This window comes from Spiroplasma endosymbiont of Dioctria linearis (assembly GCF_964030865.1).
Lineage (GTDB): Bacteria > Bacillota_I > Bacilli_A > Mycoplasmatales > Mycoplasmataceae > Spiroplasma_A.
In genome coordinates this window covers 753635-772821 of record NZ_OZ034984.1, presented here as the reverse complement: position 1 = coordinate 772821, position 19187 = coordinate 753635, and the positions used below count along the sequence as shown (strand labels likewise).

General features: G+C 24.7%; 16 protein-coding genes and 1 riboswitch. Of the genes, 12 read left to right on the top strand and 4 right to left on the bottom strand.

Annotated features, from left to right (window positions below):
- Positions 1-103: 103 nt before the first annotated feature.
- From AAHM84_RS03265 to AAHM84_RS03235, 7 genes are all read left to right on the top strand, one after another.
- The gene (locus AAHM84_RS03265) at positions 104-1432 is read left to right on the top strand and encodes a hypothetical protein (RefSeq protein WP_342258511.1); all 1329 of its coding nucleotides are present in this window, start codon (positions 104-106) and stop codon (positions 1430-1432) included.
- Between the two features lie 10 nt (positions 1433-1442).
- The gene (locus AAHM84_RS03260) at positions 1443-2159 is read left to right on the top strand and encodes an ABC transporter ATP-binding protein (RefSeq protein WP_339029537.1); all 717 of its coding nucleotides are present in this window, start codon (positions 1443-1445) and stop codon (positions 2157-2159) included.
- Positions 2149-3003, top strand: coding sequence for a hypothetical protein (locus AAHM84_RS03255; protein WP_342258510.1), 855 nt, complete (start codon positions 2149-2151; stop codon positions 3001-3003). Before AAHM84_RS03260 ends, AAHM84_RS03255 begins: the two co-directional genes overlap by 11 nt.
- Positions 3004-3942: 939 nt before the next feature.
- Complete coding sequence (locus tag AAHM84_RS03250) at positions 3943-6732, top strand: endo-beta-N-acetylglucosaminidase (protein WP_342258509.1); 2790 nt, start codon at positions 3943-3945, stop codon at positions 6730-6732.
- Positions 6733-6927: 195 nt separating this feature from the next.
- Positions 6928-7644 carry a YebC/PmpR family DNA-binding transcriptional regulator gene (locus AAHM84_RS03245; protein ID WP_342258508.1) on the top strand — a complete coding sequence of 239 codons (717 nt, stop codon included), beginning with the start codon at positions 6928-6930 and terminating at the stop codon, positions 7642-7644.
- Positions 7645-7660: 16 nt separating this feature from the next.
- Positions 7661-9895: a hypothetical protein gene (locus tag AAHM84_RS03240; protein WP_342258507.1), complete on the top strand. Its 2235-nt coding sequence runs from the start codon at positions 7661-7663 to the stop codon at positions 9893-9895.
- 1 nt (position 9896) lies between these two features.
- Positions 9897-10334 carry a hypothetical protein gene (locus AAHM84_RS03235; RefSeq protein ID WP_342258506.1) on the top strand — a complete coding sequence of 146 codons (438 nt, stop codon included), beginning with the start codon at positions 9897-9899 and terminating at the stop codon, positions 10332-10334.
- Between the two features lie 46 nt (positions 10335-10380).
- On the opposite strand, the gene AAHM84_RS03230 is transcribed toward AAHM84_RS03235, so the two are convergent.
- On the bottom strand, positions 10381-12285 hold the full coding sequence (locus tag AAHM84_RS03230; RefSeq protein ID WP_342258505.1) for a M13 family metallopeptidase: 1905 nt from the start codon (positions 12283-12285) through the stop codon (positions 10381-10383).
- A 118-nt stretch (positions 12286-12403) separates the two neighbouring features.
- On the opposite strand from AAHM84_RS03230, the gene AAHM84_RS03225 reads away from it, so the two are divergent.
- Together AAHM84_RS03225 and AAHM84_RS03220 are read left to right on the top strand one after the other, a co-directional pair.
- A complete protein-coding gene (locus tag AAHM84_RS03225; protein ID WP_342258504.1) occupies positions 12404-13423 on the top strand; it encodes a fructose-bisphosphatase class II family protein in 1020 nt (339 codons plus the stop codon).
- A gap of 41 nt (positions 13424-13464) precedes the next feature.
- Positions 13465-14253, top strand: a complete 789-nt coding sequence (locus AAHM84_RS03220) for a hypothetical protein (RefSeq protein ID WP_342258503.1) — start codon at positions 13465-13467, stop codon at positions 14251-14253.
- 67 nt (positions 14254-14320) lie between these two features.
- Here AAHM84_RS03220 and AAHM84_RS03215 read toward each other — a convergent pair whose 3' ends face one another.
- Together AAHM84_RS03215 and AAHM84_RS03210 are read right to left on the bottom strand one after the other, a co-directional pair.
- Entirely contained in the window at positions 14321-14884 is a 564-nt protein-coding gene (locus AAHM84_RS03215; RefSeq protein ID WP_342258502.1) for an inorganic diphosphatase, read from the bottom strand.
- Positions 14885-14944: 60 nt separating this feature from the next.
- Positions 14945-15649 (bottom strand): ECF transporter S component, encoded by a 705-nt coding sequence (locus AAHM84_RS03210; RefSeq protein ID WP_342258501.1) that lies wholly within the window; start codon positions 15647-15649, stop codon positions 14945-14947.
- 99 nt (positions 15650-15748) lie between these two features.
- A riboswitch (FMN riboswitch) is annotated at positions 15749-15867 on the bottom strand.
- A 117-nt stretch (positions 15868-15984) separates the two neighbouring features.
- On the opposite strand from AAHM84_RS03210, the gene AAHM84_RS03205 reads away from it, so the two are divergent.
- Together AAHM84_RS03205 and AAHM84_RS03200 are read left to right on the top strand one after the other, a co-directional pair.
- Complete coding sequence (locus AAHM84_RS03205; protein WP_342258500.1) at positions 15985-16809, top strand: ECF transporter S component; 825 nt, start codon at positions 15985-15987, stop codon at positions 16807-16809.
- A gap of 79 nt (positions 16810-16888) precedes the next feature.
- Positions 16889-17911: a rod shape-determining protein gene (locus AAHM84_RS03200; RefSeq protein WP_342258499.1), complete on the top strand. Its 1023-nt coding sequence runs from the start codon at positions 16889-16891 to the stop codon at positions 17909-17911.
- A gap of 312 nt (positions 17912-18223) precedes the next feature.
- On the opposite strand, the gene AAHM84_RS03195 is transcribed toward AAHM84_RS03200, so the two are convergent.
- On the bottom strand, positions 18224-18406 hold the full coding sequence (locus AAHM84_RS03195) for a ferredoxin (RefSeq protein ID WP_342258498.1): 183 nt from the start codon (positions 18404-18406) through the stop codon (positions 18224-18226).
- Positions 18407-18497: 91 nt separating this feature from the next.
- On the opposite strand from AAHM84_RS03195, the gene AAHM84_RS03190 reads away from it, so the two are divergent.
- Positions 18498-19187 carry a hypothetical protein gene (locus AAHM84_RS03190; protein ID WP_342258497.1) on the top strand — a complete coding sequence of 230 codons (690 nt, stop codon included), beginning with the start codon at positions 18498-18500 and terminating at the stop codon, positions 19185-19187.

The following is a 19187-nucleotide window of genomic DNA, read 5'->3' as shown; positions in this document are numbered from 1 at the left end:
ATAAGTAGCTAAAATTATGCGGTTATAAAAAACACTGTTATAGGGAATTGTTTTTTTTTTTTTTTTGTCTATAATTTTAAAAGTTATAAAAGAGGTTAAAAAAATGAAATCGGGAATCATTAATTTTAAAAACAAAATTTTTTTAATATTTGCAATCTCAGCATTAACAGTATTACCATTATATTCTTCCTTATTTTTGATTACCACTACAATTAAAAATAAAGAAGAGGGTAGATCAGGTGCCCTTGATAATTTATTAAATTTTAAAGATATTCCTTTAGAACCAAAATATAGGTCAAGTTGAGAAAATCTTGTAAACTCTTCTCAAACTTACTCAGCTGCTTATGATTGAAAATATAAAGTTGAGCTTGAAAATGAAGCAAAGAGAATTAAAAATGGTAATGTTGATGAAATTAGTGTTGACTTAATGCAAAAAAAACCAATAAGAATAAAAAGTAAACGTGTTGATGCAATTTATTTAGGTTTACAAGTAATGGGACATAATAGTCCATCTGCATCTCCCTTGCATGAAGTTGAAAGATATGAAATATCTAACTTTAGTGCTTTAGAGGAAAATGGATTTAAATTATATGTTAATCAAAGTTCAATAAGTGATAAAAAAATATTAGATATAGTTAATATAAATCAGGAAGATTCTTTTATAGATGAATCAGGAAATGAGTATTTTAACTTAGTAAATTTAAATAATACTGATAATATTTTTTTTAAAACAAATGAGGAAGTTAATGAAAATGATATTGGTCAGGTAGTTAAATTAAATTTTCTTGCAAAAAAGAATAATAATAATGGTGAAGAAGAAACTTTAAATGTATTTGATCCATATTATAGAAGAAAAGAATTAAATATTAGTATCCAGGATAATAAAGTGGATAGTTTTATTCAATTCAAACTGTGAGATTGAAATCAATATTATTCTAATAATGAAAATTTACAGTGTTATATTGCAAGTAATTTAATAAAAATATATACAGAGATTGCCTTAAATTATATTAATTTCATTGATCCGAAATCTGAAATGTATCAAAAAAAAGCAGCACCATTAGAAGGAATAGATAATGTTTTTAATAATAAGGGAAAAGAATACAGACAAGATAGTCCGGGGTCTTTACTTTACTATGCCTATAAATATAACTCATTTTATGATTTAAGAATCTTTTTATTTGATTTAGGAAAATCAGATAATAGATACATTTATATTAGCTATGATCAAAATAACTGAGTTGAATTTATTAAAGCAGAAGAAGGAAATGAGGATAAAGTTATTGTTGATAAAATTGAAGAAACTTCAAATAACTACTCCAATAGAGAGAAACTACCGTTTAATCCTTGAATAGAATTTAATACTCAGCTTAAGGATTTTACACAAAGAACATGAAACTTATTGCTTTTTGCAAATAGTGAAATGAGTTAGAGGTATAAAAATGATTAAAATAGAAAATTTATCAAAAAAATTCGAAAAAAATAAATGAGTTTTAAAAAACCTAAATTTTGAAATTGCAAAGGGAGAGGCAATTGGTATTTTAGGAGCAAATGGTAGTGGTAAAACTACTCTTATAGAAATAATATCTGGAATAAGTGAACCAACAGAAGGTAAAGTAAATTTTATAAGTGAAAATAAAGAAATTGATAATAAAATTAAAGAGAGTATTGGAATACAATTCCAAAAAGGAGACTGACCATTTAATACAAGAGGGGTAGATTTACTTAATTTGTTAATTTCAAAAAAATGAAATAAAGACGAATATATAAAAGAGTTAATTAATATATTTGAGGTTGAAGATATTTTAACTAAACGATTAAGTGACTTATCTGGTGGTCAACAACAACGCTTTAACTCTATGATATCAATAATTAAAAAACCAAAAATATTAATTTTAGATGAATTAATAACAGGACTTGACTTAAAAATGCAAATCAAACTAGTTAATTTTTTTGATAATTTAAGAAAAAAAGAAGATATTACTTTAATAGTAATATCTCATATACCTGAAGAAATTGAAAAAATATGTAATAGGATAATAGTTTTAAATAAAGGTGAAATTTATAGGGATGAAAGTGTAAAAAAAATTATTAAAGAGTATGGATCAATTAGATATTTTTTAGAAAAATATTATGAGGAAATTGATGATGAGAAATAATAGTAATTTTAAAATAGGAGTTAGTAATTTCAAAAAAACAATATCAATAATAACATCATTAAGCTTAAGAAATGAAAGAGCTTGAATAATAATATCTGCTTCTTCATTAATAATTACTATTATTTGTTTTATAGGCTATACAAATTATTCAAATACATTTGAGTTACTACCACCTCAAATGACTTCTTTATTTCTGATTCCTTCTTTTGTTACTGGAGCTTATTTCTCTAGTATGCTGTTTTCGTGAAAGGATACGTCTTTAATTAAAAGACTTAAATTTATAGGCACTAAGCCATATGATATTATTTTATCGATTATAATTTGTTCTACATGTTTTACTTTTGCTGCAGAGCTTTTAAATATATTAATTGTCTATTTAATTTCTAAAGTTCAGTTTAAAATAAGTTTTAATTATTTAGGAAACCTATTTTGATGAAATTGGGTTTGATTTATTTTTGTCTCAATTTTAATTCAAATAACTGTTTTTTCTTCTTGTGTTATAATTATGAATCTATTTAATTCAAAAAATATTCAAGCAGTAGTTCCAATTTTAATTATTATTTTCTATTTAATTATGTCTGATGTTATTATACCTTCGTTTATTTCTACTAGGAGTTGATTTATAACTTTCTTAGGTTATATGTCAATAACAAAGTATATGGTTTGAATTTTACTAATTACAGCTTCATTTACCTTTGTTGATTTTAGAGGTGGAATAAAACAAATTATTTCTGATGATCATAGTTACACATTTATTACTAATATATATGTTTTAGTAGTCATTTCAATTATTTTAGTATCAATCTTAACGTATCTATCAATTAAATTATTTAAATGAAAGTAGGTAAAATATGTTTAATTCTTTAAAATCCAATATATCATTTCGGTCAACTTTTAATTATGTTTTTAAAACTATATTTAAAAACTTTAAAGTATATGTATTAGCAATATTAATACCAACTTTTATATTTATTAGTGCATACTTAATTAAAACATCTTTTGGTAATAAAGACTATGCTGAAAGTAGTGGACAGATTTTTAATTTATTTATAATACCTTTTACTTTTTCTTTATTTACTTTCTCCTTATTGATTTCAAATTGAGAGCAAAGTATTCTTGTTAAACAAGCTAAAATATTTGCGATAAATAAGTTCAAAATATATTTCTCAATATTAATTTGTACCTTATTAATAACTTTTCTATCTTTATTTTTTTGTTTAATTATTGTAAATATTATAGATAGCTTTTTGTATTTTAAAAATTTTCAATATCTATTTTTTTCAATGCAAAAAATATTTTTCATTAATAATAATGTATGAGAATACTTTAATTTATTTTTTTGTATTTTGAATTCGTTAATTACTTCATTCTTATATATGTTATGTCTACTTGCCATTTGTTATTTAATGTCAATGCTGTTTAAAAATTTAGTTATTATTCAATCAATAAATTTAATAATAATAATAGTATTTTTATTACTAGGAGATTGCTTAATTGATATAAATTTAATAACGAATAATAGAGCAGTTATTGTATTAAACTTATTTGGATACTTGATGCCGATAAAATCCTTTCAATGATTATTTTTATCTTCAATTACTAACATAACAATGTATAAAATTAATATATTACAAACAATAGTAAATCCAAAATTAGAAATTCCATTTACATTTTTAACGAATAAAGCAAATATAATATTGCCAATTACTTATGTTATGTCCTTGCTATGAATTTCTTTTTTTACACTGCTTATTAATATTAAGCAAGGAGGGTATAAAAAAATATGAAAAAAATAATTGAATTATTATTAGTAGGCTTTATTATTTCAGGAGCTTCTTTAAGTGCTGTATCTTGTAATATCGGAGATATAACAACAAGAAATTATATTGAAGGATTACCTGATTTTAATTGAAGTACAGGAGAAACAGAAGATGGAGATGGTTATAATTGATTTTATGATCAATTTGATAAAAGTGGAATTGCTTTTAATGATTCACTTTTAAAAAAAACTGATTCCTCAAATGGTGTAGTTGATAAAATTTTTGACTATGACAATTATGCTACATCATATAAAGGAGCAAATTTTATAAAAAAACAAGGAGCTACAGGTTCACCAATAATAAAATCATATAGACCAAATGGAAATAAATGATTAGATTTTGGAATTCAATCTAGATCTAGAAAATTTAATTATATTAATTCACTTCCCACTTGAAATGATGGTAAAGATATGGATTTAAAATATAATATATCAAAAGAAAAGCTAAGAGCAAGAAATTATGTTGCAAAAAGCACTGTAAAAAATCAACAAAAAAGTAGTTTTTTCAATATGTTTCATGCTCCTTCAAGTTCATCAAGTTCTATTTTAGGAACAAAAAATCCATTTGGTGGTAACCTAACAAATTTAAGTTATATGCATCAAATGTATACTTGACCAGCAATAACAAATAAAGGTTGATTAACTCCATCATTTGCAGATTATAGTGAATATATGCACAAAAATGGTGTTCCAGTATTAGGTCTTTGATATATGTCTGGTTGAGAAGATTTAACTAGAGAATCTCTAAAAAGTATTTTAGAGATTGATTTAAATGGCAATTATAAAATGGTGGACATTTTAATTCAACAATGTATAAAATTCAATTTTGATGGTTGAATGATAAATAATGAGGCAAATGGATCTCAAGGTGACGGGTATGTTATTAAAAATTCAGAGATAAATAAAATAATGGAGCAGTTTAATAGGGAAGCAAAAAAAATAGAAGATAAAATCGGAAGAAGATTATCAATTGTTTATTATACAAATGATGGAAGTTTAGAATATGATAAAGTTTCATCACGACCAAATTCTAAAAAGACAGTTGATGCCTCTAGAAGTGCTAGTTCTATACAACTAGATTTTGGTATTTCAACTCCTAATCTTAATGAATATATAAGTTCAGAACATAATGGTAATAATGAAGCTAGAAAAAATGCTTATACATTATTAAATGAAAGTATTACTATCCCTAGTGTTGGTGCCTATGATTATAGAAATCAAATATTTAATAAAAATAATTTAAATGAATATGATAATGAACCTAATAATTCTTTTTCAATATTTGGATCTGGTGGAGCAAATGAATATTCAAAGTCCTTTAAAAACTTTTTAAAAGCAAAAAATATCTGGAAAGAAAAGAATCTATATAAATATTTAATAATGCAACAAGAAATATCAAATCTCTATTCCACTTATCAAATGACTGGTAAAAATGGTTATTTAGAAAATGATGCTGAAGGATACGATATGATGATTGGACAGGGACAACAAAATATCGAAGCTATTTATATGTCTGATCCAAGAATTAAATATGATTTTTTTAATTCAGAGGAAAAAAATTGAAATGAAGCTTATAAAAATAACTTTATTTTAAATAATAATGGTAAGTACAATAAGAGTTATGGAATAGGTAATAGTTTTTTAGAAAAAACAATAGTTGCGGATAGAATTATTGATAATAACTATAGTGAGTTTTCTGATAAGCAACCTGAAGAAATTGAAAATGATCCATCTATGAAAACCTATTTTTCAACAGGATCAGGAATATATTTTATAAATAGAGATAGTAATAATGAGATTATTTATGACAAAATTAATCCATGAACTAACTCCAGAATTGCAGATTCAAATCCTACTTACCAATGGGATTTTTGAAGTTCAATAATAAACCCAAATACAAACTCAATAAAAACAAATGATGGAGAAAAATTTGTAAGTCAAATAAATAAAAATGGTCAGTTAGCACCATATTATGATTATTACAATCCTTATATGAAGGGTAACTCTATATCAATAGGAATGGGTTATGACTTTAATAACGATGGAAGAGTTATACCTGGCATATGATCAAAAAATGATTATTTTTGAAATTTAATGGGAACTAATTTGAGTAAAAGTAATTATAAGGTAAGTTTTTATATAAAGACAAGTGATGAAGATAAAATAGGTAAGTCTTCAAATTTACAATTAGAAGATATTTTAAATAATACTCAAATAACATATACGGACTCAAAATTAAATGAAGGACCTAAAAGTATTGATACAATCATTGAAGAGAAAAATAAGGATGGATGATATAAAATTAGTGCTGATTTATCGTCTGCTCAAGGAATAAATAAAGATAATAGAATTGCTAAACTTGGATTAAAAATTAATCCACAGAATAATAATAATTTTATTTTTTCTGTTGGAGGATTTGAGATTAATAAGCATGAGATTGATTCCAATCAAGAAACAATAGTATCAAAAATAAATAGTGAATATATTATTAAAAGAGAAAAAAATGATAATAATATAAATATTAGATTTAATTGAGAGACAAATAACTCAAGTGCAAGTTATTTTCAAATTTATTACTCAATCGATGGTAGAAAATGATATTATCAAGGTCAAAATAATTTAAATAGTCACTATATTAGAGAACTTAATGAAAACTCAGAAAATTATATATATTTAGGAATACAACCTATTTATAATAATGGTATAGTTGGAGATATATTTTATTCCAAAATAAGTACAAAGTATAATTATTAAAATTAAATATTTATAATAGAAAAGTTACATATCTGTAACTTTTTTTAATTAATTTAAATTATGTAATTAAATTGAATTAAGAAGATTCTAATATAAACCTAATTATAAAAAATAAATGTAACGCTTTTCCTAAATAAATAAAAATTTTAGTGTAAAATTTTATAGTAAAGTTTTCAAATGCAAAGGAGTTTTAATATGGGAAGAGCACATGAAGTTAGAAAAGCAAGTATGGAAAAAACAGCTGCTATGAAATCAGCAATTTATGGTAGAGCTTCAAAAGAAATTTATATGGCTGCAAAAGCTGGCAGCAAAGATCCAGATTCAAATTTAGCACTTAGAAGCGCTATTGATAAAGCAAAGTCAAAACAAGTTCCAGCTGATGTAATTCAAAGAGCAATTAAAAAGGCTGAAGGTGGAGATGCAGATAATTATACTTCAAATAGATATGAGGGTTATGGCCCAGGAAACTCGATGATAATTGTTGATTCACTAACAAATAATGTTAATAGAGCTATTGCTGAAATAAGAGATGCGTTTAATAAAAATGGTGGTAAGATTGCCAACAGTGGAGCTGTATCTCACTCATTTCAAGCGGTAAGCATTTTTGCATTTGATCAGAAAAATGTTGAACAAACATTAGAATTATTAATGGAAACAGATTGTGAAGTAAATGATGTTGTAGAAGAAGAAAATATGACAGTAATTTATGCACCTTTTAATTCATTTAATCAAGTTAAAAAAACTTTAGATTCTGCTGGTATTAATAATTATAATATTGCAGAAACTACAATGTTAGCAGATGAAATGATTACAATAACAGATGGTGCAATAAAAATTAATTTTGAAAAATTAATTGAAAAATTAAATCAGTTAGAAGATGTTCAAGATATTTATCATAATGTTGAGAATTAAAATATAAAGGGGTACTATGACAAAAAAAATTCTACTTATTTCAACTCTTTGTTTACAATTCATTTTAATAATTTTTTCACTAGTAATATTTATAAATAAATCTAGTTTAGAAAGAAGCGTCTATTTGGATTTCAAGTTAACAAATGAAATGAAAGAAAATTTTAAGGGCAAAGAAAAGCTACATGCTTTTTCTACAGATGCTTATGAAAATTATGCTTTGTATATCCCAAGCGAAGAAAGCAATTCATTGGAAAATGCTGAATTTTATGGAGATATAGAAAAATATAATTATTTAAATAATGAGCATTCAATAGACATTTGAGAAAATGATTTTAATACTGCACAAATAGTTGTAGTGGCTAATGAAAAATTTGACTCAATAGAAGTTGAATTAGAAGAAAAAATAAATGAACAAGATTTTGAAGTAGAATTTGGATTTAATGAATTTATTTATGCTAGTGATTATAAATTAACTAATGGTATGAAAAATCCATTTGGTATTCAACAAGCGTTACTTGTTCCTGAAAAAATTAATAATAGAAAAGCTTTAAATAATGTTTATGAAAATAAAGTTTATATAATAAATGTTTCTGTAAAATCAAATGAAATTAAAAATAAAGCAGTTGAAAAACTTAATTTCAAAATTACTGGTAAAAAAGAAACTGAAAAAGATTTCTCTATTAATAATCAAATAACTCTAAATTTATTTGACATAAATTATGATGATTATAAGGAAGCAGATTATAATATTTTTTATTTTCCTGAATGAACCTCTGCTTATTATAATAGTGTTTTTAAAGAGAATGAAAACAAATGAGTTCCAGTAGGAATCCAAGATAAATTATCTTTTGATGAATATCTTGATTTTAATTGAAATAAATATTGAAAAAATGAGTATGAATCACTTGCAGAACTTGGAATGGATTCTTTTCAATTAAGAATTGATGATAGTTGAAATACTAATTGAGATGATGAAAGAGAGTTTCATAATCTTTGAAAAGTAAGGAGAAAATCTTTAAACTTCACTCCGTGAAGATATAAAGGAAATTTTGATACAATTAGTTCTAAAGAAGAATTTATTACTATTGAGGATATTCAAGATGATCTTTATATTGATGAAAGTGATTGAGCAACTTTTGATACATATTTAAATCTTTTAGCTGATGCTGGAATGAAACATGGTTTTGTTAACTCAACAAAATCTGGTTGAACTACAGATAATAAAACTCTTAATATTTATAATGAAAAAGAAGAGAAATATTTTTATGTTAATGGTTCTTTAAATTATAGTGTAGGACAAGGTTTCATGAATTGATGATTTAAGGAATTTAAAAAGCACGTAGATAATAAAAAACCAAAATGAGCTAATGAAATAAAATTATATTATTATTTAGATGAAATAAATTCTGGTGAAGTTATAAAAACTAATGAATGATTAAAAAAAGTTGACCCAAATAAAGATTATTTAGGAATGGCTTTTTCAGATTGAGAAAGAGATATTGATTATAAAAATATTGAAAGTTATGATCATATTGATTATGCTTGGACTCATTTACTAGATATTTATAATGAGAAAAACAAAAACTATAATAATTTTAAAAATTTTAGAAACAAGAATAATTTAAAAAGTGGTGAATACTTTTTAGATTCAGATAGTACTTTTAGTTTAACAAGAGCAGAACCTGGAATATTAGGTTATATACAATCTTCACTTTATAAGCAAGGTGAGCCACATTATATGAAATATATATTAAATGGATGAGAAGAGGGTCATTCTGCTTGATCATCTGATTTTAATGATTATAGTTTTATAGATATAAGTTATGTCTCTGGGGATACCTTATTTACTTATCCACAATATGATACACAAAAAGATAAGCAAAAAATAACTGAAATTGCAGATATTAATTCTGATGAGGACTTTAAATTTATGCCTTCAACTAGACTTTTACAATTAGCTGTAGGAACAAATAATGTTAATAAAATTAATTATTTAATTGATAAAAATTATTTTTCAGAAGAATTTCTATATAAAAATATAGCACAAACTCTTAAATTAGGTAAAAAACTGAGTAGTACAAAATTTGATTTAAATTATAATAAAACTGTATTTGATAAAAATATTATGTCAAATAAAACAAATCTTGAGAAATATATTTCAAGTAAAAAAGGATATGATGAAATTCAGGGCTATAAAAATATTATTAATAAATTAAAAATAGAAACTAGAAAATATTGAGGAGATAGATAAAATGATTGAGTGATATATGATTATTTTAGAGCTTATTGGCTATATGTCCTTATTATTTGTTATTGTAACTTTAGGTTGATTTATTTTTGGATATACTATTTTTTTAGTAAATAAGAAAAAAACTAAAATAAATTGAATATATCTATCAATTAATATTTTTATTTTTCTACTAATAATAGTTTTATCAATAATATGGGGAATTAGTCTAAGAGCCCCAGAATTATTAAATGGATTTGATAATACAAATGAAAAGTCCAAATTGTTATTAGTTAAGATGACAGTTACTTATACTGTTTTTTCTATAATTTGCTTTATATATGCTTTTAGTTTTTCAAAGTTTTTTGGAAAACTAGTTATAGAAGATAAAACTCATTTTTTTGGAAAATTAGTTTTAAAGGATAAAAAGGTAATTAAAGAAGCAGCAGTTGATAAAGAATAATTTAAAAAAATAAAAATCAATAGATACTAATCTATTGATTTTTATTTTATCAAATTTTAATTCTTTTTGATTTTTCAAGATACATTTTGTCTTCTGGTTTTGTTTCATACGCACTATGAAACTCATCAATATTTATTAAAACTCCATTACATCTAAACTCCTCAGGTGAGTGAGGGTCTATTAAAAGACGAGTATTTTTTAATTCATCAGTAGACTTTCTCATTCAAATTGTTGCATAATTTTCAAAGAATAGTTTTATATCTTCTTTACATTGAGCCTTACAAATATCTAGCGCTGCTGCAACTCCACTTAGATCTCCGATATTTTCACCTAATGTTAATTTTCCATTAACATTAGTTCCATTAATTTCATATGAATTATATTGCTCAACCAATTTTTGAGTTCTTAAGTTATATTGCTTATAATCTTCTTCGGTTCATCAATTTTCAAAATTCCCATTTTTATCAAATTTACTTCCTTCATCATCAAATCCATGACTTACTTCATGACCAATGACAGCACCAATACCACCTAAGTTTTTAGCTTTTGGTTCTTTAATATCATAAAATGGTTTTTGTAATATTCCCGCTGGAAAACAAATTTCATTTGAAGTGGGATTATAATAAGCATTAACAGTTTGAGGATTCATATATCATTTTGTTTTATCGACAGGAAGATTTATTTCATTTAACTCCTTTTCAATAAAGTGTTTTGAAAGATTTCTGATGTTTTCAAATAAATTCCCACCTTGTTCATAGCTTCTAATTTCAATTTTTGAATAGTCTTCAAATTTATCTGGAAAACCAATTTTTACTGTAAACGAGTTCAATTTATCAATAGCTTTTGCTTTTGTAGTTTTACTCATTCATTCTAAATTATTTATTCTTTTTGAGTAAACTTTAATTAAGTCCTTTACAATTCCAAGAACATCTTCTTTTGATTCTTGGGAAAAGTGTTTTTTTACATATTCTTTTCCTAATAACTCTCCCAATCTTGAATTTGTAAATTCAACAGCTCTATCAATTTCTGGCTTCATTTCTTTAACACCACTAAAGATACTTGAATATTTAAAATTTATTTGATATAAATCTAAACTTAATATTGATGAGAAGGCTATTAAAGTTTTTATTTTCAACAAATCCTTTAATTCATCTAATTCAAATTTATTAAGCATATCATTTAGTTTTTCTAAAAATTTAGGTTCAGTTAATATTAATATTTCAGCTTTTCCATATTTTGTTTCATTTAAATAGTTGTCTCAGTTAATAAATGGGCAGTACTTATTTAAATCACTTATTTTAACAACATTATAAATATTTTCTGGACTTCTTAATTCTTCTTGCTTTAACATACTTTGAGATATTTCTTTTTCAAAGTTATAAACTAAATTAAAAATGCTTTTTGTTTTAAATTCTAATTTTGAAGCTTTTGAAATATCTTCTAAATATATTTTATAAGCAGCTTTAATATCTTTATGTCTTGGGTGATTCTCATCATAAAAATCTCTATCTGACATACCCAAGCCCATTGAACCAATCATTAAGGCTCTTTTATTACTATCTTTAAAATCAGAGTCTATTCCCTTTGAGTGAAAAAATGATATATTAAATCTTTTAAAAGACTCTATTAGAAAATCAGTAAAGTTATCCTTTGAATTTAATGAATCAATTAATTCTATAATCTCCTTTATTGGAGTGATTCCTTGCTCATTTCTTTTTTTTACATTTAAGTAATTTTCAAAAATATTAGTTATTTTTTCTTGATCTCCTTTTAAATCTGACCTTTTAGACTTGAATTCCAAAATTAATTCTTTAATATCATCCATTGATTTTTTATGTAGCATCTCAAAACTACCTCATGATGGATATCCACTTGGTAATTCAGTTTTATCAATTCATTCCTTATTCATATAGTCAAAGAAATTATCTTGTGCTCTTATTTTTTTTGACATAAATACATCTCCTTTATACAAATTAGATTATAGACTAATAAGGAAATAAACAATACAAAAGAGCTAAAAGTAGATTCAGATAATTTTGTTATAATTATTTATATAAGGGGTATTCAAAATGAATCGCGATATTATTTTATTAAGAACTGTTGAAGTAGCTGCAATTGCTTCATATAAATATATTGGTAAAAAAAACAAAAACTTAGTAGATCAAGCTGCAGTTGAAGCCTTTCAAGTAATGTTAAAAAATGAGAAGGGATTTAAATTAAAAGTAGTAAATGGAGAAGGAGAGTTAGATGAAGCTCCTATGCTATTTGTAGGTCAAATACTTGGTGATTTAGAAGATCCTAGTGTTTTAACATATGATGTTAGTGTAGATCCTGTCGAGGGGACTCATCCAGCAGCATATAATTATGCTGGAAGTATTTCAACAATTGCTTTTTCAAGAGAAAATACAATGTTACAACTTCCTGAAATGTACATGGAAAAACTCTTTGTTAGCACAGAATTTAAAGAGTGCATTAATTTATCCAAGGGACTAATTTATTCGATTGAAGCAATGCAAATTCATGCTAAAAGAAAAGATCTGAAGTGTATTATTTTAGATAAACCACGTCATCAAGAAATTATAAGAAAAATGAATGATATGGGAATAATTGTAAGGCTTATCCAAGATGGAGATGTATTGGCAGCAATTGATGTTGTGAATGGAGAAGCTGACTTTGTTTATGGAATTGGAGGAGCACCGGAGGGGTCCTTAATGGCGGCTCTTGCAATTTCAGCTGACTGTAAAATGCAATCAAGGCTTGTAAGATATGAAGAAGTCTGACCAAATGAATTAGAAACATTTGAAAGACAAAATAAAGAACGCGCTTGATTGGAAAAATATAATCTTGATTTTGATTCAATATTACATGATTTAGATTTAATTGATGATCATAAAGTTCGTTTTTTTGCTGCAGGATTAACTGCAGGGGGAACTTTAAAACCAGTAGACTATAAAAATGGTAAATTCTATGTAAATGCTTTTATGTCTTCCCATGGAATAGTTAGAAACTTTAATTCTATTTATGATGTAAAAAAAGTAAATTCATTAAAGCCGGAAATTAAATTTTTATTTGATAAATATAAAAGATAGTATTTTAAAGTTATATAATTATTTTAAAGAAAGGTGAACTTATGGATTCTTTAAATAAGATACTTTTAATTGCATTAGGATTATCATTAATTTCTCTAATAACTATAAGAATTTTTAATACTTTTAGTTTGAATAAAATAATAATTCATGAGATAAATACAGCAGATAGCAATATTTCAAGTTCAAAAATTGATTCCATAATCTCTAAATTTAAGGTATATTTGAGAGCAGAAGAATTAAATGTTATTTATGGTGAAACTGAAAGCTATTCAAGAATTAATCAAATGATAAATAAAAGAAAAAAACAGATAGTAATACCAAAATGAATAATGCCAAGCGTTGGATATGAATTGGATTATATATTAGCAAGTATTTGATTTAATACTAAGCTTTATCAAAAAGATAAAGATATAAAAAAATTTCAGTTAATAGTTAAGTGAATACCTTTATTTCTATATACTATTTATTATTCAACTTTAATTACTGCAATAGTTTTTTCTTTTTTAGATAAGACATCAATCATTAAAGAAAATCCTTCCAAATTTCTAATTTTTATTTTTGAAAAACCAATATTTGAGTTCATTTCCATTAGTTCATTTTTATTTATTGTCACTTTAATCTTTTTTTCAAATAGTTTAAAAAATGGTTTAGAGGAAAAATATGAAATGGAAATTATTCAATTCGTAAAGAATGAATGTGAAAGTTATAAAAAGGATATTTCTATAGCAAGAATTTATTCAAAAGAATTTAATAAAATAGATTTTAAAGTTTTTAGATTTAATTCAAAAACTTCAAATTTAAAATTTGTTGGACCATTCACTTTACTTTAAGAAATAAAAAATGAGATAAATATAGTGACCAAAATTGTATTCACTTTATAATCTCATTTTTTATTTCTTATCCTTGGCCTAAACCTTTTTGTTTTCATTCAGCCATAATTTCTTCTTTACCACCAGGTTTAGAATATCTATCCTTGTATTGAATATATCTTTCCTTACATTCCTTTAATTCATTCATAGCTTCTTTTATAGAACCTCAACCATTAATTTTTACTTCTTTTTTTTGTAATGCTTTATACTGTAAAAAGAAATTTTCAATTTCATCTTTCAAGTGTTGAGGAACATCTTCTATTTTTTTATATGAATCAAATCTTCTATCATCTGCAAATACACCAAATAGTTTAGTGTCAATTTCACCTGCATCAATCATTTTGATTGATCCTAAGATTCTAACATTAACTCCAACCCCAGGAAGTGTAGGGTATGTTGCAAGACTTATAACATCTAATGGGTCTCCATCTCAATCAAGAGTTTCAGGAACAAATCCATATTCTCCTGGATAAAAATTAGCTCCGTATAAAACTCTGTCTAAACTAATTTCATTAGTATTAATGTCATATTCATATTTATTTGAGCTACCTTTTGGTATTTCAACAATCATTTTAATTACATTTTTTTCCATCGTTAAGTTCTCCTTTATAAATTATTTTATATTAAATTATTTCAAGTATAGCAATACTTTCTAAAATAAATGTTTATTGATAAGTTTAACAAGTAATTTAGTAGTTAATAAAAAAATAATCAGATTAACTGCTAACTTGGCAATTGAAACTCCAAACCCTGTTCATAACAAAATATTTCATCCATAACTGTTCCTTTCAGGAACAATACCAGGATATAAAATGTCATATCATTCAAAAATAAAATGCTGATTACAAATAAGAGAAACAAATGCAGATATCATAATCGCTAAAGTTCCTGATATAGTGATCAATAATAGATATCATTTCAGTTGATTCTCTCTTTTAATTTTAAATAGTATAATTTTCTTTAATAAAAAAAATATAACTGCAAAAGATATTATAAATGTTAAATCAGAGATAGTCATTGCTAGGACACCAATGTAATTACTTGGAAGAGGTAAAACCATTCTAAGTGAATTTGCTGCAATATTAAATATGGCAGCGTAGAAAACATTTGTGGTTAGATATATAAATAAAATTCCAATTAAAGATATTTCTATTGTAAAAGCTTCTGCTATTGCTAAACCTCCAATAGTGTATTTACTTATAATAGTAAAAAGTATTTCAATTGCAAAAAGCATAGCCAATAAAGATATTCTTTTTATGTCTAGAACAAAATTATCTTTTAGTACCATTCTTCAGTTGTATCTATTTATTTCTGCAAAATCATATTTATGACCTCAGAAATTATAAGTATTTTCCATTTTAACTCCTTTGAAATAAAAAACCCTTACCATTATAAAAAAGAAAAGGGCGCTTAGTATACAACAAAACTATAAACTAAAAAGTTTATAAAAATGTTATGGTATTTTCTCTCATCCGGACTTTACCGTCGGTTTCAGAATTTCACTGAATCAACTCTTTTACAAGTTCATGGACTATTACCATCGGTAAGGAATCACACCTTGCCCCGAAAATACACACAATATTATTATAAACAACAAATAAAAAAAGTAAAAATTATAAAAATTATAATTTTTAATTATAATTTTTATAATTTAGTATATAATATTTTTGAACAATAAAAGGAGAAAAAAATATGGAAGATAAAAAACATGAAATACCAGATCATGATGATGTAAAAGAGGGTAAAAAAGACCATTATCATGATGAACACCACTTTGATTCTCTAGGTAACCACGATGATATAAATGATACTGATTTTCATTGGAAAAGTAGCTTATTTACAAGTCGTAGAAATTTAACATTTAAAATAACTCTGACAGGAGTTTTCTTAGCATTAGCTGTAGCATTATCAGCATTTGAAATGTTATATGAGCAATTATTAGACAAAATACCATTATATGGTGTGGCAATTCCATTTAGAATATTAGATATTTTAGTTATAACATTATCACTTGCAGCACTAGGACCAATCTTTTCTGGAATAATAGCATTTATAGTGCCATTTATTCACTTAATAGATGCTCACAATCCATTAACTTTAGTAATTGATAGTTTTGGCTATTTTGCATCAATTTGATTGATGTGATTTGTCTATTACTTTATTTTTAGAAATTCAAGTATTCATAAGCATCCAATTAAAAGCGTGGATAGATTTAAAAAATGAACACCAATAGTTATTTATGTACCTGTAATAACAATAATTTACACACTATTAGTATTTTTAATGTTATACATTACAACAAATAGTGATCACGGTCATACTCATAATCATTTTTCAACAGGAATGATTACCTCATATCACGAGGCACATTCAGGAGAATGAACAAGTATAAAAGAAAATTTAGGAATCTTTATAGGTGTTATTTCAGCAATAGAATTAGTTAGATTTTCAATTTGCTATACATTATTTGCAGTAATAGAACCTCAAGTTAAAAAAATTAATCACTTTTACAAGTAAAAATAAATTTTTTGAGTTTTTGGCTTTTTCTTTGATAAAATGTATATGAAAGTTGAAAATAGTGAGGTAAATAAAAAAAATGGCAGGAAAAAAACCAGTATTTGTTTCTATGGACTTAGGAACAGCGTATACATTAGTTTATATTGAGGGAAACGGAATAGTTTATAATGAACCTTCAATAGTAGCTTACAAAATTAAGGAAAATAAAATTGTAGCAGTTGGAGCAGAAGCATACAAAATGATTGGTAAAGGAAATAAAAACCTAAGAATTGTTAGACCAATGGTTGATGGTGTTATTACTGATATCAAAGCTACTCAAGCTCAATTAAATTATATTTTTGCAAGACTTAGATTAGAAAAAACTCTTAAAAATTGTGTAATGTTATTAGCTTGTCCTTCAGCAATTACACAATTAGAAAAAACTGCACTTAAAAAAATTGCAATTAGTTTAGGTGCTGGAGAAGTATTTATTGAAGAAGAAGTAAAAATGGCTGCTTTAGGTGGGGGAGTAAATATTAATGCTCCTACAGGAAGACTTGTTGTTGACATGGGTGGTGGAACAACTGACGTTGCAGTTATTTCATCTGGAGATATAGTTATTTCAAAATCTATTAAAATAGCAGGTAACTATTTAAATGAAGAAATTCTAAAATTCATAAGAGCACAATATGGAATGGAAATTGGAATTAAAACAGCAGAGATAATCAAAATTAATATTGGTTCACTTGCAAAATTTATTGATGAAAAATCAATGAAAGTTTATGGACGTGATGTTGTTTCAGGATTACCAAGAGAAATTGAAATTACACCAGAAGAATTAAGAGAAGTATTAAAAGTTCCTTTGTCAAGAATTATTGAATTAGTAGTTCAAGTTCTTGAAATGACACCTCCAGAATTAGCTGGAGATATCTTCAGAAATGGAATAGTTTTATGTGGTGGAACAGCATTAATTAATGGTATTGCAAAATATGTTGGAGATACTTTACAATTACCAACAAAAGTTGGAGAACAACCATTATTGGCTGTTATTAATGGAACAAAAAAATATCAATCAGAAGTATTTAATCAATTAAGAACAGTAAAAGAAGAAATAAGTTATTAATAAAAAAATCCTAATATTAGGATTTTTTTATTTAACTTATAGTGGAAAAAATTCTATATTATAATTAAAAATTATAATATTTTTTTAACTATGATATAATAATTTTGAAATTACAAGAAATTATAATTTCGCATTATCAAAAAAAAAAAAAAAAGAAAGAAAAGATATTAGACTGTCCAAAAGGCTAATTATTTTATAGTTGTAATAAATAAATTTAATAGACTATTAATGAGTGAGTTTTATTAAATAAGTTATTATTATAAAATATTAATAAATAAATGAATAAAAAAAATTCTCTTTTGAGAACTTTTTTTATTCATCACCAATTTTAACTGCACCTGTAGGACATACCATTTGGCATTCAACTAATTCTAGATCATTATCGTTTGCTTCAGCAAAACCATCTTCATCCATGAAAAGAGTCTCAGTTTCATCAATTTGCACACATGCCATACATCCTATACACATTGATTTATCAATTCAAGTTTTCTTCATAAAAACCATCTCCTTTTCTTTAATATAATAACAATAATTTCAATTATTTCCATATTTAATTTATAATATATAAGTTAATGGGGTGAAAAAAATGAACCTAACAAGAATGGAACGTAATAAGCCAATTCATGAAAAAGTGAAAAAGGAAATTGCTTATAAAAAAAATATACAAGATGAAAAATCAGTAATACATTCAACTTTTGAAAAATTGAAAATGATAGATTTAGATTTTTTTAAGGAAAAGTTATCAATTTTTGATGCAAAACATGAATTTGAAAAACCTTATCTAGATAGAGACAAGTCATCAAGTTTATTTCCTGAAGATTTAAAATATGAAATGAAATTAGAAATATCAGAACTTAAAAAAATTGGTTTAAATCAAGTTAATAAAAATTTTATTAGTGAAGTTGAAGAAGATGAAGGTTCACTTAACCTAAGAAATGATAAGTATATTAATTTGTATAATAGCTTACAAGCAAACGATAAAAATTTTCAAAGAAATATTGATAAGTTAAAAGAAAAGCAAGCTTGATTAAAAACTAATCCACAAGATATTTCAATGACAACTGTTCAACAAGTAAGAAGTAAAGATAATAGAAGTACTCAACAAATGATAATAGAGGTTAGTGAAAAAAATGAAAAGGGTTTAAATAAAGTTTTGAAAACCTGAAAATTACAAGAAAGAAAATATCGATTTAAATGAGTTTTACCAATTTTAATTGTTTTAGTAGTATTAATGTTTTTAGCAATAATAATTCCAATATTTGTAATAGGAGGATAA